Here is a 22,415-nt window from a genome sequence, read left to right as displayed (position 1 = left end):
TCTTTTTCTCCCGTATTTTTTTCGCAAACGTTTTCTTGCTTTTATTAAATAAAAAAAAGCCCTGAAATGGGCTTTTCATTACGAAAATTGATGGCTTACACCAGACTCTTCATTTCTGAAAAAATTCTTAAGAGCCTGAAAAACATCAGATTTCTGTTTTAAAATATAGTACTTAAATTTCTCATCTTTTACATTTTTATATGCAGACATTAACGTTGAATGCCTGTTGTACTGATTGACCTCGCCGTAGCAAAACAGATTGGCCTTCTTCATAATATCATTGACCAGCTTCACACAGCGCGCGTTATCAGATGTCAGGTTGTCACCGTCAGAAAAATGAAACGGGTAAATGTTATAGCGGGCGGGATTGTACTTTTCATCAATAAGCTCAAGCGACTTCCGATATACGGAAGAACAAATGGTTCCGCCGCTTTCTCCCTTTGAGAAAAAATCCTCCTCCGAGACCACTCTTGCTTCTGTATGATGGGCAATAAATTCAATTTCCACAGTCTCGTATTTTGTCCGCAAAAAACGGGTCATCCAGAAAAAGAAGCTTCTGGCCATGTATTTTTCCCAAACCCCCATACTGCCGCTTGTATCCATCATGGCTAAAACGACCGCTTTTGATTCGGGCTTTGTGATGTCATTCCACGTCTTATATTTCAGGTCCTCCGGATAAATTGGGTAGAACGACGGTTTTCCTGACATTGCGTTTCGTTTAAAGGCTGACATCATCGTTCTTTTCTTATCAATATTACCGGTTAACCCTGTTTTACGGATATCATTAAACTCGATATCTGTATGAATGATATTGTCCCGCTCTTTTTGCTGGAGATTCGGAAGCTCTAATTCTTTAAAAAGCGCTTCTTCTAAATCCATTAATGAAACTTCCGCTTCATAATAATCCTCGCCTGCCTGATCACCGGCACCCTGCCCTTTTCCAGGCCCTTGTTTTTTGTCTGAACCATCCCGGGCCACAACATCTCCAACCTGGCTCTCGCCGTCTCCTTGCCCTACATGTTTATTTTTATCATAGTTATAACGGATTTTATACTCATCAAGTGAACGGATTGGGATCTTCACTACATCTTTTCCATTAGACATAATAATGCTTTCCTCAGTTACGAGGTCCGGAAGATTGTTTTTGATCGCTTCCTGCACTTTTTTCTGGTGGCGCTGCTGGTCATCGAAGCCTTTGCGATGGAGGGACCAGTTTTCCTCAGAAATCAAAAAATGGCCGCTGTCATTTTGGGACATGAATTCCCCTCCTTAACCATTTGTGGTCGTGATACATACGTATTCCGGCTTGTGCCAGATTATGAAACAAGTCTTTCGAAAAGATTTATATTCATCATATGCACATATGCACGTTTAATTGACAAACTATTTAGAAAATGGGACAAAATAACCCGCCCTATTCGGACGGGTCACGTTGCTTATCGGTTCAGCAGGCTGCCGACATATTTCAGCAGCTCATTGGCGCTCGTCGAGTTGTAGCCGTGCTCATCAATTAAACGGGCCACGACTTCATTTACCTTTTTCAGCTGCTGCTCATCCGGCGTTTTTGTTGAAGTCGTAATTTTAACGACATCCTTCAGATCAGCAAACAGCTTTTTCTGAATAGCTTCACGCAGTCTTTCATGGGAATTGTAATCAAACCGCTTGCCTTTTCTCGCATAGGCCGAGATTCGGATTAAAATTTCTTCGCGGAACGCTTTTTTGGCGTTTTCTGAAATGCCGATCTGCTCTTCGATGGATCTCATCAGCTTTTCGTCAGGGTTCATTTCCTCTCCAGTCAAAGGATCACGAAGCTTGTTTTTATTGCAATAAGCCTCTACGTTATCGAGGTAATTGTCCATAAGTGTTTTTGCTGATTCTTCATACGAATACACAAACGCTTTTTGAACTTCCTTTTTCGCAATGTCATCATATTCCTTGCGGGCGGCAGAAATAAAATTCAAATACCGCTCCCTGTCCTCGCTTGAAATTGATGGGTGCTGATCAAGACCTTCTTTTAAGGAGCGAAGGACATCGAGAGAATTAATCGATTCCATATTTTTTCTGATAATCGTTGAAGAAATCCGGTTGATCACGTACCGCGGATCAATGCCGCTCATGCCTTCATCATTATATTCTTTTTTCATATCCTCAACGTCGACAGAATTATATCCTTCCACACTTTCTCCATCATACAGTCTCATTTTCTTGACCAGATCAATATCCGACCGCTTCGGCTCTTTTAACCGGGTAAGGATTGAGAACATCGCGGCGACCTTCAACGTATGCGGGGCAATATGAACATCCGCCACATCGCTCTCAGCGATCATTTTTTCATAAATTCTCTCTTCCTCAGACACTTTTAAATTATAAGGAACCGGCATCACGATGATTCTTGAGTGCAGGGCTTCATTCTTCTTATTAGCAATAAATGAGCGATACTCCGTTTCATTCGTGTGAGCCACGATCAGCTCATCAGCAGAAATTAACGCAAACCGCCCAGCTTTAAAATTCCCTTCCTGTGTCAAGGAAAGCAAATGCCAGAGAAATTTCTCATCACATTTCAGCATCTCCTGAAACTCCATCATCCCGCGGTTCGCTTTATTCAGCTCTCCGTCAAACCGGTAAGCGCGCGGATCCGATTCTGAACCGTACTCGGCGATTGTTGAGAAATCAATACTCCCCGTCAAATCGGCAATATCCTGAGACTTCGGATCAGAGGGACTGAATGTTCCAATTCCCGTACGCTTATCTTCTGAAAAGAAGATGCGTTCCACCTTCACATCCTCAATTCTTCCTCCGTACTCTTCCTCCAGCCTCATGACATTTAAAGGAGAAAGACTTCCTTCTATTCTAATGCCGTATTCCCTGTAAAAGTCATCGCGTAAATGATGGGGGATTAAATGTAGAGGGTCCTCGTGCATCGGGCAGCCTTTAATCGCATATACAGCGCCATTATCTGTCAGCGTGTACGCTTCGAGACCTTTTTTGAGCATCGTGACCAGCGTGGATTTACCGCCGCTCACAGGCCCCATCAGCAATAGAATCCGCTTTCTGACATCTAGACGTTTGGCAGCCGGATGAAAATACTCTTCCACAAGACGCTCCAGAGATTCTTCAAGCCCGAACAGTTCGCGGTCAAAAAAACTGTACTTCTTGCGTCCATCAATCTCCTCTATCCCGCTGTCTTTTATCATATTAAAAACTCGAGAATGAGCAGATTGCGCGACCATCGGATTTTCTTTAATAATCTCCAAATAATCGGCGAAAGTTCCTTCCCATTTCAGCCGCTGCTCTTCCTCTCTGTACTGTTCAATTTTCTTTAATATATCCATAAGGACCTCCTCTATCATGTTTGATACACTATGCAAATAAGGTACTTTGATACAATCTATGCCGCCATCTCGTGATACATGCTTTGGTTTCTTAAAAATAAAGATACTTATACATCGTTGACAAGGCAGACTGCGACCGTTCATAATAAAGAAAAATACAGAATCATCCAGACTCGGACAGCACGGAAAAATTGAAGAGGGGGAGAGACGGTGAAAACAATCATCATGATGGGTGTCATTGTCACTTTTTTAGTATCAATTTTTACCGCAGGATACGAAAGCAAGCCTGGAAAAGAATAAAAAAGGGTGCTCCTGAAAGAGCACCCTTTTTATATAACAGAACAATGTTTTATAGTTTTGTTTTTTCTTTAATCTGTGAATGCGGATTGCATTCATATTTGTTTTCGTACTCAATTGTTCCGATGCTGCATCCTGGCCCGATGATCACTTCTTTTCCCCTGACGACTGCCGCTTCGGTATTCTCCAAATAAACCCGATCGCCTTCTATGACATCGGCGATCAGCTTCCCTTTCTTCCGGTTAAAAAAACTCGCGCGTCTATTCACTGTAATTGTTGTTCCGCCGATTTCCTGCACATGGCTTATATCATGGCTCAATCCCAGCTTGATCTCACCCGAATTTAATAACCCCGATACATCAACACAGCCTGTGACATGGAACATTTCTGTTTCACAATCACCTTTTACGCTAAGCTTCCCTTTCACATCGCAGGATTCTCCAGTCATATTCCCGCCAATTTCAGTCTGGCCTTTCAGATTGAATCGATCAAATTGAAGTGAGCCGCTGACTTTCATTGTCCCATATATATTGATTTTGCCGGCTGTCAGATCGCCTTTACATTCACTTTCTCCGAGCACACGCAGCCGCTCAGTCTCTGCTTTTCCGAGAAAAAGGCCCGTTCCGTATATGCGGCAGCCTACAGCAGACAGCCCTTCTCCAACTACACCTTCTCCTTTGATGCTGACATTGTGATACGCGCCTCCTGCGGCATGCCCAGCACCATATAATTTTAAATTTCCCAGTTTTGTTGTCTCCATTACGATCCTCCTTACAACTTTGTAGATGTTTCAACCGATGCGCTTGGGTCACAGGTATAGTCCCCGCTGTATTCGACAGTTTCAATCTGGCAATCCGGGCCGATGACCACTTTATTTCCGCGCACGGTTTTCGCCTTTGTATTTGTCAATTCAATCACGTCACCTTCGATCAGCTCTGCTGTTAGAACAGGCTGCGGCATCAATCTGAGCAATGTCAGCATTCCTTTTCTGCAGGTCACTTGAAGATGGCGGCAGCCGATCTCCCGCGCATAGCTTTCCCCTGCAGAAAGCTTAATGATCACCTGGTCTGCATTTAAAAGCCCGCTGATTTTGCATTTCCCTTCTGATTGAAAGGTTTCTGTTTCACAATCTGCTTCCATGACAGCTTTTCCGCTAATGTCAATGGCATCAGCCTTGACAGTGCCGCCAAATGTTGATGATCCAGCGATTTTCAATTGTTTTGCAGATACCTCTCCTTGAATAAAACCAGTGCCATTCATCCGGATAGATTCTGCTTCAACGTCTCCATGTATCTTTCCTGAACCGCTGATGGTTACCGCTTTCGCTTTGACGCTGCCGTCCGCTTTTCCGTTTCCATTAAAAGAAAAAGTGTCACACTCCACGTCCCCGGCCACTGTCCCGCTGCCATTAATCTCAACAGATTGAAATGTTCCTCCCTTTGAACTTCCTGATCCGTTTATCACCAGCTTTTCCACTACATCCATTGATGGCCCTCCTGCATAAATGTTGTTTTTAATTCCTCTGAAGCTTTTAATAAATCTACCCGTTCCACAACCTTTACGGATGATTCAAACAAAATGCTGTCCGCCGCAGCCGCTATAAAACAAGTTGTGACACCGAGCTTGCGGAGCACAATCAGCTCCGTCTGTTTTTCAATCTCTTCAGTATCATGCTTCTTTAATACCTCTGCAGCCATTTTTGCTTCTGCAAGGCTGACATTTCCAGACTGCAGCAGTCCCTCAAGCACATACAGCGAAAGCAAATCGCTGGATGAAAAAACCCGACTTTCTCCGTCTTCTGAATAGGCTTCAAGAGCAGGCCTTGAAACCAAACCTTTATGAAGCAATTCATCAGCGGTCATGCTGACATCCTTCATTTTCGGCGACAGCATTTCCCTCATTTCATCCAAAGACAAATTTTCCTTCATCTTTTGAATCATTGAGATACGTTTTAAAATCTCCTCTCTCGGAAAAAACGTCTCTTGCCCTGTAAATGTGGATTTACGAATAAACCATTCCTCAGGTATTAAGTTTTTCCGCTTCCATCGATACAGCTGACCGTATGAAATCGATGTTCTTTCAAGTAATTCTTTTTTAGAGATTAATTGTTCTTCCATAAGTCCAGCTCCTTTGATGGGTACATTGTAACATAACACTGTTACGTTGTTAAGCCCAAAAACGAAACAAAGCATTTCAACATCTGCAAAAAAACCCGCCCATCATCGATGAGCGGGTTTTTTCACTATTTTAAATCACGGTAATTTTGCTGGCGCAGCGCTTCATAAACAAGAATCGCGGCAGTATTGGACAGATTTAACGATCTGACGTGCTCTGTCATCGGAAGACGCAGGCAGCGGTCCATATTATTTTGAATTAAATCCTTTGGCAAACCGCTTGTTTCTCTTCCGAACACGAAGAAATAATCCTCGTCAAGATCAGTGTAATCAAATGATGTATGAGGCTGCTGGCCAAATTTTGTAATAAAGAAAAACTGGCCTTTTTCATATGCCTCAAACAATTCTTCTAACGAATCATGATACACAACGTTAACAAACTCCCAATAATCGAGTCCGGCACGCTTCAGCATTTTATCATCCGTTGAAAAGCCGAGCGGACGAATCAGGTGTAGCGTTGTATTGGTTGCTGCACAAGTACGTGCAATATTCCCTGTGTTAGCGGGAATTTCTGGTTGATATAAAACGACATGTAATGCCACAATGTTCACCTCTGTTTTTCTTATCCGCCCATCATTATAACATTAATTACTCTTTTGTCGTATCATCAACGATATGAAAAAAGGCATATCGTATTGACGGCGTGTATGCCGTAGAATCCTCATATGACCAATACCTCATCCGGCTGTCATAGGTTTGGGCGTTGACAAGCGGCATATTGCCTTTGTCCTTTGCCACGACAATCGTTGTATGATTAAACCGGCCGTCTCCTTCGAAGTCATAGCAAATCACATCGCCCGGCATCAGTTCTTCCGCTGATTTCACCCGCACCGCACGCAGTCCGGCCTTTGAATTCGACAAATACATTTTCATAGAGTGAGCCACCGTCCAGCTGTAGCTCCATGAGCTTTGTTTCATCCACCAGCCTGATCCCCTGTTCGGATGACCGCGCATCGGCGCGCCTCCTGCATGAAGACACTGAGAAATAAAATTGGTACAGTTATCGCTGAAATTTTTATAAGCAGGATTGCGCTTGTTCCAAAATTTCTCGGCATATTGGACAGCGCCGAGACGATCGTATTGAAAAGCCCTGCCAAACGCTTCTCTTTCCTCTTCAGAATAGTCAATAATACTGGTCCCTTCATGAAATCCAGCCGGCTTTTTCGCAATTTCCTGATCACTAATCAAAATGTGATCATACAGGAAAGCCATTCGCTCCTCTATGTGCTCTTCTATATACAAGCTGTCATCTTGTTCCTTACACACGTATTCGTAATGGATGGTATACGAAAGGCAGGTCGTTCCGTCATCCTCAACCCGCACATGATTAATCACGGCCTTTGCTTTCGCTTTTATGATGTCAACTTTACGTTTTTCCAGAAGCTTTTTCTTACGCTCCATGACTTTAAGGTCTCCGACTTGAGACTCCTGTCTCATAGCATGCCCGTTAACCAGAAAGCCCAGCCGCTCCTCCGCTAATTGTTCTAAAATGTGCTTCAAGCTCACCCCACCCGCCATACTTTTTTATAGAGAAAAAACACTTGGATGATCTCAAGTGTTTTTTCCTTCTGCTCTATACGTATGTCAGGACAGGCCTTGTTTAGTCATGCCTGAAGCTTTTAGCAACTCAATTCCTTTTTCAATTTCCAGCTTTGCCTCTTCATCCTTCTCTTTTTCCAGCGCTTTTTCAAGCTCTTCCGCGTAGTCGGGGTCTCCGATTTTTCCGATTGCCCATGCGGCTGTCCCCCTGATGACAGGACGCGGATCCTTGTGCATCAGTTCCGCCAATTCAGGCAGTGCGGAAGCATCCTTAAAATGCGCAAGCGCGAGAATGGCGTTTCGCTGAATCGGTTTTTTCCCGCGCCAAGAACCTGAGACATGCCCGAATTTCTCCTTAAATTCCCGATTGCTGATGGTCAAAAGCGGCTTCAATAACGGTTTGGCAATCTCAGGATCAGGCTCCATTTCCGGATGAAGATGAAAATCCTTCCCTTTATTGAGAGGGCATACCGTTTGGCACGTATCGCACCCGTACAGGCGGTTTCCGATTTTTGTCCGGAATTCATCAGGCAAAAATCCTTTTGTCTGGGTCAGAAAAGAGATGCAGCGCTGCGCATTAAGCTGCCCGGGATTAACCAGTGCTCCCGTCGGGCAGGCGTCCAAGCATTTCGTGCAGGACCCGCACATATCTTCAATCGGCACATCAGGCTCAAAAGGGATATTTGTGATCATTTCCGCCAAATACACATAAGAGCCATACTCGGGTGTTGTGATCATACAGTTTTTCGCACTGAATCCGATTCCGGCACGTTCCGCAACGGCGCGATCAGACAATTCACCTGTATCAACCATTGACTTCGTTCTGATATCCTCATGCTTGCTTTTTAGAAAATCCTCCAGCAGATCAAGCTTTTCCCTCAGCACATCATGATAGTCTTTTCCCCAGGAAGCTCTGCAAAAAATGCCCCTGCGCTCAGTTCTCGTGCTTCTCGGTGCATCCTTCATTCTGGAAGGATATGCGAGAGCAATTGCCACTATTGATTTCGCTTTCGGCAAAAGAAGCTTCGGCGTCACCCTTTTTTCGATATCCGGCTCTTCAAAGCCGGAGAGATAGCCAAGTGATTCTTGAAGAATCAAACGGTCTTTTAAACTGTCAAAAGTATCAGCGGTCGTAAAACCAATCTTGTCCACGCCAATGCTTTTCGCGTATTCAATTAATTCTTCTTTGAGCTGATAAACGTTCATGTTTTGCACAGCCTCCTTTCTTTGTGATAAAACGATACAGCGTTTATAATAGGTTGATATCACGTAACTGGAGTGAATGCTAGTGAATATCAAACTTGATTCTGTTATTACTGAACGTGCGGCCGGCTTACATGCAGCTGCTGTCATTTATGAGAATATCGAAGTCGGCTCCTCACCGCAAATGCTGAAAGGCAGACTCCGCCTGTTTCAAGAATCCTTGTTTTTCGACTATGCGGACTGCGGTATATCCGATGAATCCTTCGTCAAGGAATGGCAGGAACTCTTTAAACAGCTTAACCCTTCATTTGAGGGAGAAACAACCCCAATGGAGGACATGCTGGTCCCGATATCCAAGGAACAATTCATGGAAAGTAAAGACTCGGCCCATGACACAATCAATTTTTTCGCATTAAAATATTCTCTGCCCATTATGATTTATGATGCCGGCAAGCTTCACGAGCAAGTCCGGATCTCATTGGGAGAAAAAGAAAACATATTGATTTTCTCTGATGAAAACGGCGTATTTGGCGATTTCAAAAACAACGTCAACCACTATCCCGTTTCAAACGAGACTAAGAATATGCTGCAAATCATTTTTTTCCCGCCATCCATTGAGAAAAGCAGCGCTGTTAACCTCTTATCATCATTAACGAAAATGTTTGAACAAATTCACGGCGGCACCCATACAGTACATTGGCTTACGTAAAAGAACACGAATACCGTGTTCTTTTTTACATAAAAAAACGCAATACTTCGTTTATCTGAGAAACGAAACACTGCGTTAATAACGTATGTATGGAGCGGGTGATGAGAATCGAACTCACGACATCAGCTTGGAAGGCTGAGGTTTTACCACTAAACTACACCCGCATTTGTGGTTGTCAGTAACAGTACCGCTCTGACTTTTTTTATATTACATGTTTATTTATTTTTCGTCAAGGGAATATAAAAATTTTGTCGAAAAAAAGTTATCTTTTTGTAAAGTTGTTAAGTTCCATTTACATAATGTTAAGTATACTATACAATATAATCAATCGAGATTGTGAAGGGGACAGACGTCATGATGAAAAATAAAGTAAAAGAGCTGAGGGCACGCTTCGGCTATTCTCAGGAAAAACTCGGAGAAACGGTCGGCGTCACAAGACAGACTGTGGCAGCTATTGAAAAAGGCGATTATGTTCCCTCACTGCTGTTAGCACTGAAAATCTGCAAAGCCTTCTCCATGAAAATGGAGGATGTCTTTTGGTTAGAGGAGGAAAACTAAGATGAGCATGAAAACAAAAGCAGCTTTTCACCTTGTGTTATTTGGCCTTGCATGCTGGACGCTGATTTCATACTTTGAAGCCTCAGAAGGCATAGCATCTTTTTTCGGCACAAAGAGCGGCGGGATGGTATTTGAATTAAACCTCACCCCCTTTATTCTGTTTGTTGCGGCGTCTGCGGTTTATTTGTACTTACAGAAAAAAAGCCGCCCTGCCAGAAAGCAGCTTCTTCTGCCTGATGAGTTTGAAGAGCAGGATGAAAGAGAGCAGATGATGACGGCAAAAGCATGTCGCGCGTCATATATCGCTGTCTACTTCTCGCTGCCTGCCGCAGCGGTTCTTCTCATTTTTTATCCGCTATTTCAATCACGTATTCCGTTTTTCCCTATTATTATTGTGTTTATCATCATGATCATCCAGCACCTTTCCTACGTCATCTCTTTCAAGAAAAACGAAAAAAACTCCGGCGCGCTATAATCGGCCGGAGTTTTTTCTTACCAGCTTGCTTTTTTCACACCGGGAATCTGGCCTTTATGGGCCAGCTCCCTGAAAGCGATTCTGGACATTTTAAACTTCCTCATATATGCTCTCGGGCGCCCCGTTACCATGCAGCGGTTGTGAAGCCTTCCCGGTGCTGAATCTCTTGGCAGCTTGCTGAGTGCCTCGTAATCTCCTTTTTCCTTCAACTCGCTTCTAATACCAGCGTATTGCTCAACAAGCTGTTGGCGTTTTAACTCTTTTGCCAATTTTGATTTTTTAGCCAAGTCACATTGCCTCCCTTTTAAATCGAAATTGTTACGATTTAAAATGTATCATGCACCATTCAAAAAAGCAAGCATACCGCTTTGTAAAACAGACGGCCTGAAGCCGCCCATTCTAATGATGCAATTCCACATAATACAGTAACGCATCTTGATGCTTAATGAGCTCTTTTTTATGTTCAGAGGTGTGCATTGTCTCGTCAGTCCCTCTAATACTGCTGCCGAACAAAGCAGGCTTCTCGAAAGTAATCGGTTCCGGCGATGAAATGTTCTGAGTCATTTCCTGTGTTGTGCTATCGTCGCGTTTCACCGATGAATCAGCCGCTATATTTCCCTGTTTATCTACAATGCCAAAATGAATGGTGGTATGTTTATTCTTTCCTTCCCCCTCTTCATTCTCAAAATAAACAAATTGTATGGTATCGGTTTTTTCCTCTGAATAATCTGCACGAACCGGTCCAAACCTCTCAACAAGCTTTCCCTTTTGATAATGTTCGATGTACATGTCAGCTGAAGAAATACCTTCACCGATATTGACGGCTTCGGCAGTGAATGCCTGTGAAGCTGCGACATCCATTCTGTTTTTTTCAAGATCTGATATGTCCGCCGCTTTGATTTCCATCTGTTTTGAATGTCCGCATGCAGACAGCATAGCTATGAGGCAAATGACTGCCGCGCTTCTCAATGTTTTCAGAAAAAAAGCCCCCTTTTTTTGAATATCATACCATGTTCGGGGGGGCTGTATTTTAGTTAAACTCATGCATTTTTCTCTTTAACAAAATAAGTGTTTCCTACCGCTTCTCCCCTTTTGTTCTGAAGCTTTCTCGTCCGATCATTTTCAAACGGCAAAAGCGGAAATACAAGCTCTGCAAAATAATACGCTTCTTCTAAATGCGGATAGCCGGAGAATATAAACGATTCTATGCCGAGTGCCTGGTACTCCGCTATCCGGTCGGCAATCGTCTGCGGATCACCGACAAGAGCTGTTCCTGCCCCTCCTCTGACCAGGCCGATCCCCGCCCACAGATTCGGGCTGATTTCAAGCTTCGTCCGATCGCCTTGATGAAGGACGGCCATCCGCTGCTGGCCTGAAGAGTCGTAACGGCTCAAAGCTGCCTGCGCTTTGGCAATGGTGTCATCATCCAAGTGGCTGATCAAGCGCTCTGCCGCTTCCCATGCCTCTTGTTCAGTTTCACGGGCAATGACATGCAGCCTAATGCCAAATCGAACGGACCTCCCTTCTTTTGCCGCTTGCTTTTTGACTCTTTCTATCTTTTCTTTTACTTGTTCAGGCGGCTCACCCCATGTCAAGTACACGTCTGTATGCTTTGCGGCAGCTTCAATCCCAGCCTGGGACGAACCGCCGAAATAGATGGGCGGATGCGGCTCTTGCTGCGGCGGGAAAAGCAGATTGCTATTTTCCACTTTTATATGCTTTCCTTCATAGGAAACCGTTTCTCCCTGCAAAAGTCTCCGCCAAACGGTTAAAAATTCGTCTGTTGCCTCGTAGCGCTCATCATGGCTGATAAACAGGCCATCGCCTGCCAGCTCATACGGATCGCCCCCTGCCACAACGTTGATCAGCAGCCGGCCGTCTGAAATGCGGTCTAGGGTGGATGTCATTCTGGCTGCTAAAGAAGGCTGCATTAAACCAGGTCTTACCGCGACTAAAAACTTTAAGTCCTTTGTTTCTCCTGCCAGTGCCGACGCTGTAAGCCACGGGTCCTCGCACGATCTTCCCGTTGGCAGAAGAACTCCTGTATATCCCAGCCTGTCTGCCGCCTGCGCGACTTGTTTAAAGTAAAGATGATCCGCAGTCCGTCCATCACTTTCAGATCCTAAATATCTCGCGTCTCCATGAGTCGGTATAAACCAAAGAATTTCCATATTCATCTCCCCTTTATATCTTTTATCCTTCGTAGCTGTTTCTCCACTTTAACAGCTTTCGTTCAAGCAGCCTGACAAAGGAATCCGTCAGCTTTCCAACCACTGCAAAAATGATAATCCCTGCAAAGACTTTATTCGTTTGTGAAAACTGTCTCGCATCCATGATCATATAGCCGACTCCCGAGCTTGAGCCCATCAGCTCTGCCACAACGAGCCCGAGCCATGCAATGCCGAGCGATAAGCGAATGCCTAGTAATATATTGGGCAGGGCTGCCGGCAATATCACTTTGGATATCTGCTGATGCCATTTAAATTCAAGCACCCGGGCGACTTCAAACAGCTTCGCGTCACCCCCGCGGATGCCGTTAAACGTATTGATATAGACAGGAAAGAAGGCACCGAGCGCAATCAGCAAAATTTTAGATACTTCGTCAAATCCGAACCATAAAATAAACAGCGGCGTGACGGCCAGATGAGGTACGGTTCTAAGCATTTGCAACGACGGATCAAGATACAGCTCCGTCCGTTTGGAGAATCCGGCCAAAATCCCGATCATCAATCCAAGCCCCGCGCCAAGCAAAAAACCAAGCGCCGCCCGATAAATGCTGATTTGCAGATGGCCGAACAGTTCGCCGGACAAAATAAGCTCCTTAAAGGTCAGAACAATCGTAACAGGTGTAGGCAGCACTGTAGCGGACACACCCCCCAGCCCGCCGATGACCTGCCAGATGGCAATGATGACAGCGGGCAGTAAAAGCCCCTTCATCCAGCCGTATCTCTTCCTTCCGGGCTTTTTTCGCACCGCTTCCGCATTCGTTTTGGGCAGCGAGCCCGCAGCCTCTGCTTTCATCATTGATCACCTCCTGAGGAATGTTCCTTTAATGCTTTTTTGATAAAAGTGTTATCGACAACATCCTTCACATCAATCTTCTTATCTATCGCCTTTGTTCGAAATTGAAAATCTGCTGTTTCCTGCTGCGCTTTCACAATGTCGTCACTGATGACCTCATTCAGAGGTTCAGTATTTTTCAGCACATTTTCGACGACCTTTTTATCGAGATCTTTAATGTCAGAATATAAGTCCGCTGCTTCATCCAGATGTTCCTTTTGCCATACAACGGCTTTATTAAACACCTTCAGAAAACGGACCACTTCGTCTGGATGCTCTTCTGAAAACTTTGTTCTTACTAAAGTAAAACCCGGTGAATATAAATCTGTGCTTTCTCCGTTCACAAGGATTTTTGCTCCGTGTTTTATTGTTTCTAAGGACAAGTACGGCTCCCAAATGGACCAGGCATCAACGGATCCGTTTTCGAATGCGGAAGCTGCTTCATCAGGCTGAAGCTGAATAATTGTCACATCGTTAGCTGACAACCCCACTTGATCAAGCGCTTTATACAAAAAATCAAACCCGCTGCTGCCTTTGGCGACTGCAATTTTCTTCCCCTTTAAGTCCTTAACGTCTTGAATGCCGCTGTTTTGATTGACAAGGATGCCGTTTGCTTTCAAACCGTCCTGAGACAAACCGATTTCTTTAAAGTCAATGCCTGCCGCCTGTCCAGCGATCACAGGCGAATTACCGACTTGAGAAAAATCAAGTTTGTCTGCCGCAAGGCCTTCAAATTGGGGCGGACCGCTTTGAAACTCCACCCATTTCACTTTGATGCCTTCTTTTTCAAATGCATCTTCGAACCAGCCTTTTTCCTTTGCGATCAAAAGCGGGCTTAAGCTTTGCTGAATACCAATACGAATTTCCTTCAATTGTTTGTGGTCACCGCTGGCTCCATTTGCTCCACAGCCTGCGAGCAGAAAAATAACGGCAACCAATACAATGAGTCCTTTTTTCATTTCCGCTTCCGCCCTTTCTATATCCCTGATCCTTCTGCGTACTCCAAATCTTCTGTTTTCTCGAATTCCGACAGCACTCTCTGTCTGATCGCTTGGAAATCCGGAGTCGTCCGGTTCCGCGGATACGCCAGGTGAATAGGCATCAGCTTATGGATTTCCCCAGGTTTGGCCTTAAGGATCGCAAGCTCATTTCCTAAATAAACAGATTCATCTATGTCATGAGTGACGAGAATCATCGTTGTTTTTTTCCTCCTCCATATATCCAGCAGCACGTCCTGCAGGTGTTTTCTTGTAAAAGCGTCGAGTGCACCAAACGGTTCATCTAAAAGCAGCACCTCAGGCTCCCGCAGAAGGGCCCGGGCGATGGCTACTCTTTGTGACATGCCGCCTGACAGCTCGCGCGGATATGCTTTTTCCGATCCTTTCAATCTGACAATCTCGATCAGTTCATCCACCTTTTGTTTGACTTTTGGGTCCTTCAAATTCAAGTCGGCTGCAATATTCTGCTCAACAGTCAGCCAAGGAAAGAGGCGGTGTTCCTGAAAAATAAATCCTTGCTGAATACCCGGAGCTGTTACGCTGCGGCCGTTAATTTCAACACTCCCGTCATATTCAGAATCAAGCCCTGCAATAATCTTTAACAGGGTGCTTTTTCCGCACCCGCTCGGTCCGATAAGCGTTAGAAATTCGCCTGGTGCGATTGATAATTCTATGTTCTCTAAGACCGTGTTTTTGCGGCCCTCTTGAACAAATGCCTTTTCTTTGATGCTGATGGTCACAGCCACTTTTATCCCTCTCTTTCTGCCAACCCCGCCTTCAAAAAAAACAAAAAGGCCCCCATCTCTGTTCTTGTAGAGATGAGAGCCTTCGGCGGTCCGATCAGCTGCCCAATTGTTTTTTTGTTTGAATAACATGTTAATTCAAATTATTCCGATATGTCAACTCTTTTTTAAATACGATTTTTGATATCCTTGTTTATCACTTACTCTGCTTGTTTCGCAAATAGAGAAGGAAAAATTATTTCTCCAAAAATTATTAAGTGTCATAAAAAGCTGTTACAACAAGGTTTTTCAACACTTTCGATACTAGATATCGATTAATAGAGATAACTATTTTATAATAATTATAAAATAATATTGACTTTTTACTTAGAGATGATATTATGTTCTTATAAATTCCAAGAGGTGATAACATGAGTTCAAATAAACTGACAACTAGCTGGGGCGCTCCGGTTGGAGATAATCAAAACTCAATGACTGCCGGTTCTCGCGGACCAACTTTAATTCAAGATGTACATTTACTCGAAAAATTGGCCCATTTCAACCGAGAACGTGTTCCTGAACGTGTTGTTCACGCCAAAGGAGCAGGCGCACACGGATATTTTGAAGTGACAAACGACGTAACAAAATACACGAAAGCCGCTTTCCTTTCTGAAGTCGGCAAACGCACACCGTTGTTCATCCGTTTCTCAACAGTTGCCGGTGAACTTGGCTCTGCTGACACAGTTCGCGATCCGCGCGGATTTGCTGTTAAATTTTATACTGAAGAAGGAAACTACGACATCGTCGGCAACAATACGCCTGTATTCTTTATCCGCGATGCGATTAAGTTCCCTGATTTCATCCATACACAAAAAAGAGATCCAAAAACACACCTGAAAAATCCTACGGCTGTATGGGATTTCTGGTCACTTTCACCAGAGTCACTTCACCAAGTGACAATCCTGATGTCTGACCGCGGAATTCCTGCGACACTTCGCCACATGCACGGCTTCGGAAGCCATACATTCAAATGGACAAATGCCGAAGGCGAAGGCGTATGGATTAAATATCACTTTAAAACGGAACAAGGCGTGAAAAACCTTGATGTCAATACGGCAGCAAAAATTGCCGGTGAAAACCCTGATTACCATACAGAAGACCTTTTCAATGCAATCGAAAACGGTGATTATCCTGCATGGAAACTATATGTGCAAATCATGCCTTTAGAAGATGCAAACACGTACCGTTTCGATCCGTTTGATGTCACAAAAGTTTGGTCTCAGAAAGACTATCCGTTAATCGAGGTCGGACGCATGGTTCTAGACAGAAATCCGGAAAACTACTTTGCAGAGGTAGAACAAGCGACATTTTCACCTGGAACACTCGTGCCCGGTATTGATGTTTCACCGGATAAAATGCTTCAAGGCCGACTGTTTGCTTATCATGATGCACACCGCTACCGTGTCGGTGCAAACCATCAAGCGCTGCCAATCAACCGCGCACGCAACAAAGTAAACAATTATCAGCGTGATGGACAAATGCGCTTTGACGATAACGGCGGCGGATCTGTGTATTACGAGCCTAACAGCTTCGGCGGTCCAAAAGAGTCACCTGAGGATAAGCAAGCAGCATATCCGGTACAAGGTATCGCTGACAGCGTAAGCTACGATCACAACGATCACTACACTCAAGCCGGTGATCTGTATCGTTTAATGAGTGAAGATGAACGTACCCGCCTTGTTGAAAATATCGTTAATGCTATGAAGCCGGTAGAAAAAGAAGAAATCAAGCTGCGCCAAATCGAGCACTTCTACAAAGCGGATCCTGAATACGGAAAACGCGTGGCAGAAGGCCTTGGATTGCCGATTAAAAAAGATGCTTAATGTAGAAATGCAAAAACCCGCTGTAGTCAGCGGGTTTTTTTATATTTAGTTACACATTGCGTATGCTTCTCATCAATCTTCATATAAATTTCTTCCATGAGCTCCGCGCTGTTTATAATCTCTCGTTTGTTTTTTTCAATCAGCAGCTCAAGCGGCAAAATCTGATTCCCGTAGGTTTTTCGCTTCCTGAATCGTTTTCTCCCCTTTTCTTTTTTGACTCCCATCAATAATCCCTCCTTTTCATACAAAAAAGGCCCTTATCTAAACGATAAGAGCCTTCGGTGTTCCGATCAGCGCGATAAATTTGAAAAATTTGTACTGACCATGTTAATTCATACAATACCGACCTGTCAACTATTTTTTTGAGAGTGTTGACACTGTATCAGATTGCATCCCCGCTTTTTCCTTATACACTCTTTTCCCCTAACGCATAAGCTAGAGAAACTAGAATACGAGAGAAAGAGAGGTGGGAGTGTGGAAAAGACAAAATTGACCGGACGTATCGTAACACGGGATGATCCGGACTATCGAGAGAAACGATGGGAGACTACATAAATTGGCCAGATATCGAAATCAGAAACTGGCCAAGAACATATTACGGCGAAAACGTTGAACGACTCCGCCGTGTCAAAACGAAATATGATACAGAAAATGTTTTCCGCTTTGAACAGAGTATTCCGCCGCTTCGACGCTCTCTGTTTTTCTAAAAAAAAAATGAAGATGGAGCATTCTCCATCTTCATCTTTTTTATTGATATAAATTGCTTCCCGTATCGACAAACTCTTTTGCTTTTTCTTTTAATCCTTTATTTATGGCTTCTGCTTCACTGAGATCGTTTTTCTTCGCATAATCCCGAATATCCTGTGAAATTCTCATGCTGCAAAATTTCGGACCGCACATGGAACAAAAGTGAGCGGTTTTTGCTCCTTCAGCAGGCAAGGTTTCATCATGGTATTCAAGCGCTCTCTCTGGATCAAGAGATAGATTAAACTGATCCCGCCAACGGAATTCAAAACGGGCTTTCGATAACGCATCATCCCGGATTTGCGCCCCAGGATGCCCTTTTGCAAGGTCTGCAGCGTGCGCAGCAATCTTATATGTAATGACTCCTTCACGAACATCATCACGGTTTGGCAGCCCTAAATGCTCCTTCGGCGTTACATAACAAAGCATTGCTGTCCCGTACCAACCGATCATCGCCGCTCCGATCGCTGAAGTAATATGGTCATATCCCGGGGCAATATCCGTTGTCAGCGGCCCCAATGTGTAAAAAGGCGCTTCTTTACAAATGTCCATTTGTTTATCGACGTTCTCTTTGATTTTATGCATCGGAACATGTCCAGGACCCTCAATCATCACCTGAACATCATGCTTCCAGGCAATTTGCGTCAGCTCTCCAAGCGTCTCTAATTCAGCAAACTGCGCTTCGTCATTGGCATCAGCAATTGATCCGGGACGCAAACCATCCCCAAGAGAGAAAGCAATATCATACGTTTTCATAATCTCACATATTTCTTCAAAATGTGTGTATAAAAAGCTTTCTTGATGATGAGCCAGACACCACTGCGCCATAATCGCTCCCCCGCGTGACACAATACCAGTTGTCCGTTTGGCAGTCAGCGGTACATACCTAAGCAAAACACCCGCGTGAATCGTAAAATAATCCACTCCCTGCTCTGCCTGCTCGATTAGCGTATCACGATAAATCTCCCACGTTAAATCCTCCGCTACGCCGTTTACTTTTTCAAGCGCCTGATAAATCGGAACAGTTCCCACAGGCACGGGGCAATTGCGGATAATCCATTCACGCGTCGTATGAATATCTTTTCCGGTAGAGAGATCCATCATTGTATCTGCTCCCCAGCGGATGGCCCACGTCATTTTTTCCACTTCTTCTTCAATGGATGACGTAACCGCTGAATTCCCGATATTTGCATTAATCTTCACATGAAAATTCCGGCCGATAATCATTGGCTCACTTTCAGGGTGATTAATGTTTGAAGGAATAATCGCCCGGCCGCTGGCTACCTCGTCTCTGACGAATTCAGGAGACACATGCTCACGAATGGCGATAAATTCCATCTCAGGTGTAATGATCCCCTTTTTTGCATAGTGCATTTGAGTAACATTTTGACCTGCCTTCGCCCTCAGCGGTTTCCGCTTTAATCCTGGGTAGCTTACGTTTGGATTTGCTTTTTTATAACCGTTATCTTCTGGTTTTATAGCCCGACCTTCATACTCTTCCACGTCACCGCGCTCTGTGATCCATTTTTGGCGGAGCGGCTTTAATCCTTCTTGAATATTAATGGTTACTTCAGGGTCCGTATACGGTCCGCTTGTATCATAGACACGCACAGGCGCGTTTTCCTCTTCGCCGAACGATCCCGTCGTCGGACTCAATGCAATCTCCCTCATCGGCACTTGGATGTCCGAAGAAGAACCCTCCACGTATACCTTCTTGCTACCTGAAAAACTTGACATAATGGAAATGTTGGCTTGCTGCACTGAATTGTTTTGCATTACTTTTCCTTCCCCTTTCTTCGTTTGAAAGGACAAAATCAAGCCCATAACCAGCACAAAAAACCGGATTCATATAAATGAACCCGGTTACAGTCAGAAAGAAACATATTATTGCCCAGCACGACAATAACAAAAACAATTCCTCTACTTCCCCACGCTGGTACGAACCAGATCAGGTCCAAAGGGTTAAGAAGCTTACCTTCTCTCTCAGCCCGAAAGCGGGCACCCCCAGTAACTATTGATTTCGCCCTCATCTTAACATAAAACCAATCTGAAAAAAAGAGGAATATAGAAAATATTCAGCTAATTCATCCCAAATATTTGACCGGCAACGGGATTTCAGATACTTCATGTTCCCCCATTATCACCCGATATGCCTTTGCACCCGCTCTTGAACTCACGATTTGAAACAGCTGATCATTTATGAAATGGAGAGCAGCCCCATCATCCGCTGCATAGCCACTGCATAAGAACTTGTTAGATATCAACTGGTGGTATGCCGGTCTCCGATCCTTTTCCCCGTCATAATGGGGACAAAAGCTCCCTTGCAAAAAACCTAAACTTTTCAAACCTGTCAGCGGTCCGGCTGAATCTGTCACCCCTTCTTCAAACCAGCAGATCGCACCGGCACTTAATCCAGCTAGGACCACACCGTTCTTCCATGCTTCCCTGAGAATATGGTCCAGCCCCCACTCTTTCCATAACACAAGTAAATTCCGCGTATTTCCCCCGCCAACATAAATCACGTCCATTTCCATAACAAAAGAAGCTAAATCTGTTGATGGCGGCTTAAACAAAGATAAATAGACGGCACACAATCCAGTGTTTGAAATGCATGATAAAACCGCTGAATATAGTTTTGGGAATCTCCGCTCGCCGTCGGCAAAAAACAAATACGAGGCTGCTCTCGTTTTGATTGATTGAGGATATATTGATCGAGGGACAAATTATCCGGCTCCATCGAAAAACCCCCGCCCCCCATCGCAATAATCTGCTTCATCATCACACCCCCCAACAAATTTGTTGCTTATTATAGCATTTTGTATAGAAGCAAGAAACAAAGCCAAATACTTTCTTATCAGGAGCTGCTAAAAAAACAAAGGAGGTGGTTTCCCATTGAACAAAGTCTTTGTCCCAAAGATATTCTTGATTTGTTAACAACAATAAAAACCAGCATTAACAAATACACTGTCGCAATAACAGAAGCCGAAAATCCCCACATCAGAAGAGCGTTGCATGATCAATTAGATACAGCCATTCATCTCCAAGATGAACTGTCAGATTTTCTGTTAGAAAAGGGGTGGCTCGGGTGAGCAATTTCAAATCGATTCGCTTTATCTTACAGCAAAGACCACCAAAAGAGACGGGATCTCAAAGATGAGATGCCGCCTCTTTTTTATTGCTCCACTCTTCTTAAAGCCTCGTTTACCGTTTCTTTTATAAACGCGTCTTCACCGCTTAATCGGTCTAAACTGAGATCGCCGTTTCTCAGCCTTTCGGAAATATTGTTTATATCCTCCTCTACTGTGATTTGCAGCTCACCAGCCAAAAACATTCTGTGTAATTCATCTGCAACCAAACTTTCTTTATTCACTTCCATCCACTCCTTTATTTTCAATATTATTCTTAGTCTGTCCCTAGGCCGAGACGAATAATAGGAAAAAAGTATGAATTAAACGAATCTTTTTTCCTCCTTCTTACGTATATCTGTTGAGAAAAAAGAAAAAGGGGAAGATCTAACATGTCATTTTTTAAAAAGCTTGCGGCAAGTGCCGGAATTGGAGCTGCAAAAGTAGATACAATTTTAGAAAAAGACGCATATTTTCCAGGAGAAGAAGTACGGGGAACGGTACATGTCAAAGGCGGAAAAATCGCTCAGGACATCCGTTATATCGATTTACAGCTTAGCACACGGTATGTCATTGTAAAAGACGATGAAGAGCACCGGAAATACGCTACAATTCATTCTTTCCGGGTCACTGGTTTATTTACCATTCAGCCTGGTGAAGAGCATCAATTTCCGTTCACATTCACTCTGCCTCTAGATACGCCGATCACTGTAGGGAAAGTAGAGGTTGCCGTGGTGACAGACCTTGACATTCAAGGCGGTATCGATAAATCCGATCATGACCGCATTTTCGTTGAAGCGCACCCTTGGATTGAAAATGTGCTTGAAGCAATCGAAAACCTGGGCTTCCGTCTTAACGAAGCAGACTGCGAACAAGCGCCCTACTTCCAGCGTCGTCTTCCGTTCGTTCAAGAATTCGAATTCGTTCCGACTTCCGGATATTATCGTCAGATGCTTGATGAATTAGAGCTCATTTTCCTTTTAGACGAAGACGGTTTGGAAATCATTTTCGAAGTCGACCGCAGAGCTAGAGGACTCCGAGGGTGGCTGGAAGAGATGTATAATGACGGAGAACAGCTTGTACGCGTCCGTTTCAGCCAATCAGAGCTTGAAGATACAGAAGAGCTAGAAGAGGTGCTAGAAGAGATCCTAGACCAATACGCTGAGTAAATAAAAAAAAGGAGCTGAGGCTCCTTTTCTTTAATAAAAAATAAAAACCCGTTTCTGTTAAGAAACGGGTTTTTCAGTATACCGGTGGTCGGGGTCGAACCGACACTCCAGAAGGAACACGATTTTGAGTCGTGCGCGTCTGCCAATTCCGCCACACCGGCAAGTTTTACGTCGTATCTAACCGACGAATATAAATATATCATGGATCTCATAAAGTGTCAACGTATTTCAAAAAAGTTTTTTTGGAAATATAAAATAAAAGTGTTGAAAGACTAGCTAAACAGCCGCTTTATAATAGGCCTCGGAACTTAACTTGTTATGATAAATCAAAGCATTAAAAAAATGATCTACTTATGTAGATCATTAATATGATTAGTTATAATGATAAAATACAAACACCAATTCAACTTACCATGTAAGTAAAATT

The 22,415-nt window shown here is 43.9% G+C and carries 23 protein-coding genes, 3 tRNA genes, 2 pseudogenes and 1 riboswitch (1 of these 29 only partly in view); of the genes and pseudogenes, 7 read left to right on the top strand and 21 right to left on the bottom strand.

The genetic code is table 11. From position 1 onward, the window contains the following. Positions 1 to 78: 78 nt before the first annotated feature. The 8 genes from yhbH to queG all read right to left on the bottom strand — a co-directional run bounded on the left by yhbH (position 79) and on the right by queG (position 8,548). Positions 79 to 1,257: a sporulation protein YhbH gene (gene yhbH, locus AC0OMA_RS05125; protein WP_003233432.1), complete on the bottom strand. Its 1,179-nt coding sequence runs from the start codon at positions 1,255 to 1,257 to the stop codon at positions 79 to 81. A 179-nt stretch (positions 1,258 to 1,436) separates the two neighbouring features. After that, positions 1,437 to 3,332, bottom strand: a complete 1,896-nt coding sequence (gene prkA, locus AC0OMA_RS05120) for a serine/threonine protein kinase PrkA (RefSeq protein ID WP_014476240.1) — start codon at positions 3,330 to 3,332, stop codon at positions 1,437 to 1,439. A gap of 349 nt (positions 3,333 to 3,681) precedes the next feature. Next, the gene (locus AC0OMA_RS05115; protein WP_474221950.1) at positions 3,682 to 4,389 is read right to left on the bottom strand and encodes a hypothetical protein; all 708 of its coding nucleotides are present in this window, start codon (positions 4,387 to 4,389) and stop codon (positions 3,682 to 3,684) included. An 11-nt stretch (positions 4,390 to 4,400) separates the two neighbouring features. Further along, complete coding sequence (locus AC0OMA_RS05110) at positions 4,401 to 5,114, bottom strand: bactofilin family protein (RefSeq protein WP_015383176.1); 714 nt, start codon at positions 5,112 to 5,114, stop codon at positions 4,401 to 4,403. Continuing rightward, entirely contained in the window at positions 5,105 to 5,746 is a 642-nt protein-coding gene (locus tag AC0OMA_RS05105) for a YhbD family protein (RefSeq protein WP_063334934.1), read from the bottom strand. Before AC0OMA_RS05105 ends, AC0OMA_RS05110 begins: the two co-directional genes overlap by 10 nt. A 125-nt stretch (positions 5,747 to 5,871) precedes the next feature. Then, positions 5,872 to 6,354, bottom strand: a complete 483-nt coding sequence (gene trmL / locus AC0OMA_RS05100) for a tRNA (uridine(34)/cytosine(34)/5-carboxymethylaminomethyluridine(34)-2'-O)-methyltransferase TrmL (protein ID WP_003233442.1) — start codon at positions 6,352 to 6,354, stop codon at positions 5,872 to 5,874. A gap of 37 nt (positions 6,355 to 6,391) precedes the next feature. Further along, positions 6,392 to 7,321 (bottom strand): amidase domain-containing protein, encoded by a 930-nt coding sequence (locus AC0OMA_RS05095; protein WP_080467280.1) that lies wholly within the window; start codon positions 7,319 to 7,321, stop codon positions 6,392 to 6,394. Between the two features lie 66 nt (positions 7,322 to 7,387). Further along, positions 7,388 to 8,548, bottom strand: coding sequence for a tRNA epoxyqueuosine(34) reductase QueG (gene queG, locus AC0OMA_RS05090; protein WP_251218172.1), 1,161 nt, complete (start codon positions 8,546 to 8,548; stop codon positions 7,388 to 7,390). An 82-nt stretch (positions 8,549 to 8,630) separates the two neighbouring features. On the opposite strand from queG, the gene AC0OMA_RS05085 reads away from it, so the two are divergent. Then, positions 8,631 to 9,254, top strand: coding sequence for a B3/B4 domain-containing protein (locus tag AC0OMA_RS05085; RefSeq protein WP_047182328.1), 624 nt, complete (start codon positions 8,631 to 8,633; stop codon positions 9,252 to 9,254). A gap of 90 nt (positions 9,255 to 9,344) precedes the next feature. Here AC0OMA_RS05085 and AC0OMA_RS05080 read toward each other — a convergent pair. Next, positions 9,345 to 9,418: transfer RNA gene (locus AC0OMA_RS05080), tRNA-Gly, on the bottom strand. A gap of 193 nt (positions 9,419 to 9,611) precedes the next feature. On the opposite strand from AC0OMA_RS05080, the gene AC0OMA_RS05075 reads away from it, so the two are divergent. Together AC0OMA_RS05075 and AC0OMA_RS05070 are read left to right on the top strand one after the other, a co-directional pair. Beyond that, the gene (locus AC0OMA_RS05075; protein ID WP_009966860.1) at positions 9,612 to 9,812 is read left to right on the top strand and encodes a helix-turn-helix transcriptional regulator; all 201 of its coding nucleotides are present in this window, start codon (positions 9,612 to 9,614) and stop codon (positions 9,810 to 9,812) included. Between the two features lies 1 nt (position 9,813). Continuing rightward, positions 9,814 to 10,287, top strand: coding sequence for a membrane protein (locus AC0OMA_RS05070; protein ID WP_014476230.1), 474 nt, complete (start codon positions 9,814 to 9,816; stop codon positions 10,285 to 10,287). A 17-nt stretch (positions 10,288 to 10,304) separates the two neighbouring features. On the opposite strand, the gene rpsN is transcribed toward AC0OMA_RS05070, so the two are convergent. The 6 genes from rpsN to AC0OMA_RS05040 all read right to left on the bottom strand — a co-directional run bounded on the left by rpsN (position 10,305) and on the right by AC0OMA_RS05040 (position 15,091). Continuing rightward, on the bottom strand, positions 10,305 to 10,574 hold the full coding sequence (gene rpsN, locus AC0OMA_RS05065) for a 30S ribosomal protein S14 (RefSeq protein WP_474221949.1): 270 nt from the start codon (positions 10,572 to 10,574) through the stop codon (positions 10,305 to 10,307). A gap of 112 nt (positions 10,575 to 10,686) precedes the next feature. Continuing rightward, positions 10,687 to 11,223 (bottom strand): hypothetical protein, encoded by a 537-nt coding sequence (locus AC0OMA_RS05060; RefSeq protein WP_474222422.1) that lies wholly within the window; start codon positions 11,221 to 11,223, stop codon positions 10,687 to 10,689. 104 nt (positions 11,224 to 11,327) lie between these two features. Further along, positions 11,328 to 12,458, bottom strand: coding sequence for an FMNH2-dependent alkanesulfonate monooxygenase (gene ssuD / locus AC0OMA_RS05055; protein ID WP_003245787.1), 1,131 nt, complete (start codon positions 12,456 to 12,458; stop codon positions 11,328 to 11,330). A gap of 22 nt (positions 12,459 to 12,480) precedes the next feature. Beyond that, the gene (locus AC0OMA_RS05050) at positions 12,481 to 13,311 is read right to left on the bottom strand and encodes an ABC transporter permease (protein ID WP_181218637.1); all 831 of its coding nucleotides are present in this window, start codon (positions 13,309 to 13,311) and stop codon (positions 12,481 to 12,483) included. Further along, positions 13,308 to 14,306: an aliphatic sulfonate ABC transporter substrate-binding protein gene (locus AC0OMA_RS05045; RefSeq protein WP_063334930.1), complete on the bottom strand. Its 999-nt coding sequence runs from the start codon at positions 14,304 to 14,306 to the stop codon at positions 13,308 to 13,310. Before AC0OMA_RS05045 ends, AC0OMA_RS05050 begins: the two co-directional genes overlap by 4 nt. Before the next feature lie 17 nt (positions 14,307 to 14,323). Next, the gene (locus tag AC0OMA_RS05040) at positions 14,324 to 15,091 is read right to left on the bottom strand and encodes an ABC transporter ATP-binding protein (RefSeq protein ID WP_181218635.1); all 768 of its coding nucleotides are present in this window, start codon (positions 15,089 to 15,091) and stop codon (positions 14,324 to 14,326) included. A gap of 407 nt (positions 15,092 to 15,498) precedes the next feature. Here AC0OMA_RS05040 and katA point away from each other — a divergent pair, with 407 nt between their 5' ends. Continuing rightward, the gene (gene katA / locus AC0OMA_RS05035) at positions 15,499 to 16,950 is read left to right on the top strand and encodes a catalase KatA (protein WP_014476225.1); all 1,452 of its coding nucleotides are present in this window, start codon (positions 15,499 to 15,501) and stop codon (positions 16,948 to 16,950) included. A 26-nt stretch (positions 16,951 to 16,976) separates the two neighbouring features. On the opposite strand, the gene senS is transcribed toward katA, so the two are convergent. Continuing rightward, positions 16,977 to 17,174, bottom strand: a complete 198-nt coding sequence (gene senS, locus AC0OMA_RS05030; RefSeq protein ID WP_003245192.1) for a transcriptional regulator SenS — start codon at positions 17,172 to 17,174, stop codon at positions 16,977 to 16,979. Positions 17,175 to 17,468: 294 nt separating this feature from the next. Between senS and AC0OMA_RS05025 the strand changes: the two are divergent. After that, a pseudogene (locus tag AC0OMA_RS05025) lies at positions 17,469 to 17,657 on the top strand (BBE domain-containing protein); the annotation flags it as partial. Positions 17,658 to 17,697: 40 nt separating this feature from the next. On the opposite strand, the gene thiC reads toward AC0OMA_RS05025, so the two are convergent. Then, on the bottom strand, positions 17,698 to 19,470 hold the full coding sequence (gene thiC / locus AC0OMA_RS05020) for a phosphomethylpyrimidine synthase ThiC (protein ID WP_130572139.1): 1,773 nt from the start codon (positions 19,468 to 19,470) through the stop codon (positions 17,698 to 17,700). Between the two features lie 132 nt (positions 19,471 to 19,602). Further along, positions 19,603 to 19,710: riboswitch (TPP riboswitch) on the bottom strand. Positions 19,711 to 19,778: 68 nt separating this feature from the next. Continuing rightward, positions 19,779 to 20,431 (bottom strand): annotated as a pseudogene (locus AC0OMA_RS05015) (Type 1 glutamine amidotransferase-like domain-containing protein). Between the two features lie 79 nt (positions 20,432 to 20,510). Between AC0OMA_RS05015 and AC0OMA_RS05010 the strand changes: the two are divergent. Next, the gene (locus AC0OMA_RS05010) at positions 20,511 to 20,783 is read left to right on the top strand and encodes a spore coat protein (protein ID WP_015383160.1); all 273 of its coding nucleotides are present in this window, start codon (positions 20,511 to 20,513) and stop codon (positions 20,781 to 20,783) included. A gap of 83 nt (positions 20,784 to 20,866) precedes the next feature. Here AC0OMA_RS05010 and AC0OMA_RS05005 read toward each other — a convergent pair whose 3' ends face one another. Beyond that, positions 20,867 to 21,070, bottom strand: coding sequence for a hypothetical protein (locus tag AC0OMA_RS05005; RefSeq protein WP_014479229.1), 204 nt, complete (start codon positions 21,068 to 21,070; stop codon positions 20,867 to 20,869). A gap of 141 nt (positions 21,071 to 21,211) precedes the next feature. Here AC0OMA_RS05005 and spo0M point away from each other — a divergent pair, with 141 nt between their 5' ends. Further along, the gene (spo0M, locus tag AC0OMA_RS05000) at positions 21,212 to 21,988 is read left to right on the top strand and encodes a sporulation control protein Spo0M (protein WP_181218633.1); all 777 of its coding nucleotides are present in this window, start codon (positions 21,212 to 21,214) and stop codon (positions 21,986 to 21,988) included. A 79-nt stretch (positions 21,989 to 22,067) separates the two neighbouring features. Here the strand turns inward: spo0M and AC0OMA_RS04995 are convergent. Together AC0OMA_RS04995 and AC0OMA_RS04990 are read right to left on the bottom strand one after the other, a co-directional pair. Then, positions 22,068 to 22,149, bottom strand: a tRNA-Leu gene (locus tag AC0OMA_RS04995). A gap of 265 nt (positions 22,150 to 22,414) precedes the next feature. Then, position 22,415: transfer RNA gene (locus AC0OMA_RS04990), tRNA-Leu, on the bottom strand (it continues 88 nt past the right edge of the window).

The organism is Bacillus sp. AMCV2 (genome assembly GCF_056033925.1).
Note: the sequence above shows the minus strand (reverse complement) of the source record. Positions and strands in the feature narration are given on the sequence as shown.

Coding starts and splice junctions, on each gene's coding strand:
- yhbH (WP_003233432.1), bottom strand. CDS start 1,257: ATGTCCCAAAATGACAGCGGCCATTTTTTGATTTCTGAGGAAAACTGG.
- prkA (WP_014476240.1), bottom strand. CDS start 3,332: ATGGATATATTAAAGAAAATTGAACAGTACAGAGAGGAAGAGCAGCGG.
- AC0OMA_RS05115 (WP_474221950.1), bottom strand. CDS start 4,389: ATGGAGACAACAAAACTGGGAAATTTAAAATTATATGGTGCTGGGCAT.
- AC0OMA_RS05110 (WP_015383176.1), bottom strand. CDS start 5,114: ATGGATGTAGTGGAAAAGCTGGTGATAAACGGATCAGGAAGTTCAAAG.
- AC0OMA_RS05105 (WP_063334934.1), bottom strand. CDS start 5,746: ATGGAAGAACAATTAATCTCTAAAAAAGAATTACTTGAAAGAACATCG.
- AC0OMA_RS05095 (WP_080467280.1), bottom strand. CDS start 7,321: ATGGCGGGTGGGGTGAGCTTGAAGCACATTTTAGAACAATTAGCGGAG.
- queG (WP_251218172.1), bottom strand. CDS start 8,548: ATGAACGTTTATCAGCTCAAAGAAGAATTAATTGAATACGCGAAAAGC.
- AC0OMA_RS05075 (WP_009966860.1), top strand. CDS start 9,612: ATGAAAAATAAAGTAAAAGAGCTGAGGGCACGCTTCGGCTATTCTCAG.
- AC0OMA_RS05070 (WP_014476230.1), top strand. CDS start 9,814: ATGAGCATGAAAACAAAAGCAGCTTTTCACCTTGTGTTATTTGGCCTT.
- AC0OMA_RS05060 (WP_474222422.1), bottom strand. CDS start 11,223: ATGCTGTCTGCATGCGGACATTCAAAACAGATGGAAATCAAAGCGGCG.
- ssuD (WP_003245787.1), bottom strand. CDS start 12,458: ATGGAAATTCTTTGGTTTATACCGACTCATGGAGACGCGAGATATTTA.
- AC0OMA_RS05050 (WP_181218637.1), bottom strand. CDS start 13,311: ATGATGAAAGCAGAGGCTGCGGGCTCGCTGCCCAAAACGAATGCGGAA.
- AC0OMA_RS05045 (WP_063334930.1), bottom strand. CDS start 14,306: ATGAAAAAAGGACTCATTGTATTGGTTGCCGTTATTTTTCTGCTCGCA.
- katA (WP_014476225.1), top strand. CDS start 15,499: ATGAGTTCAAATAAACTGACAACTAGCTGGGGCGCTCCGGTTGGAGAT.
- senS (WP_003245192.1), bottom strand. CDS start 17,174: ATGGGAGTCAAAAAAGAAAAGGGGAGAAAACGATTCAGGAAGCGAAAA.
- thiC (WP_130572139.1), bottom strand. CDS start 19,470: ATGCAAAACAATTCAGTGCAGCAAGCCAACATTTCCATTATGTCAAGT.
- AC0OMA_RS05005 (WP_014479229.1), bottom strand. CDS start 21,070: ATGGAAGTGAATAAAGAAAGTTTGGTTGCAGATGAATTACACAGAATG.
- spo0M (WP_181218633.1), top strand. CDS start 21,212: ATGTCATTTTTTAAAAAGCTTGCGGCAAGTGCCGGAATTGGAGCTGCA.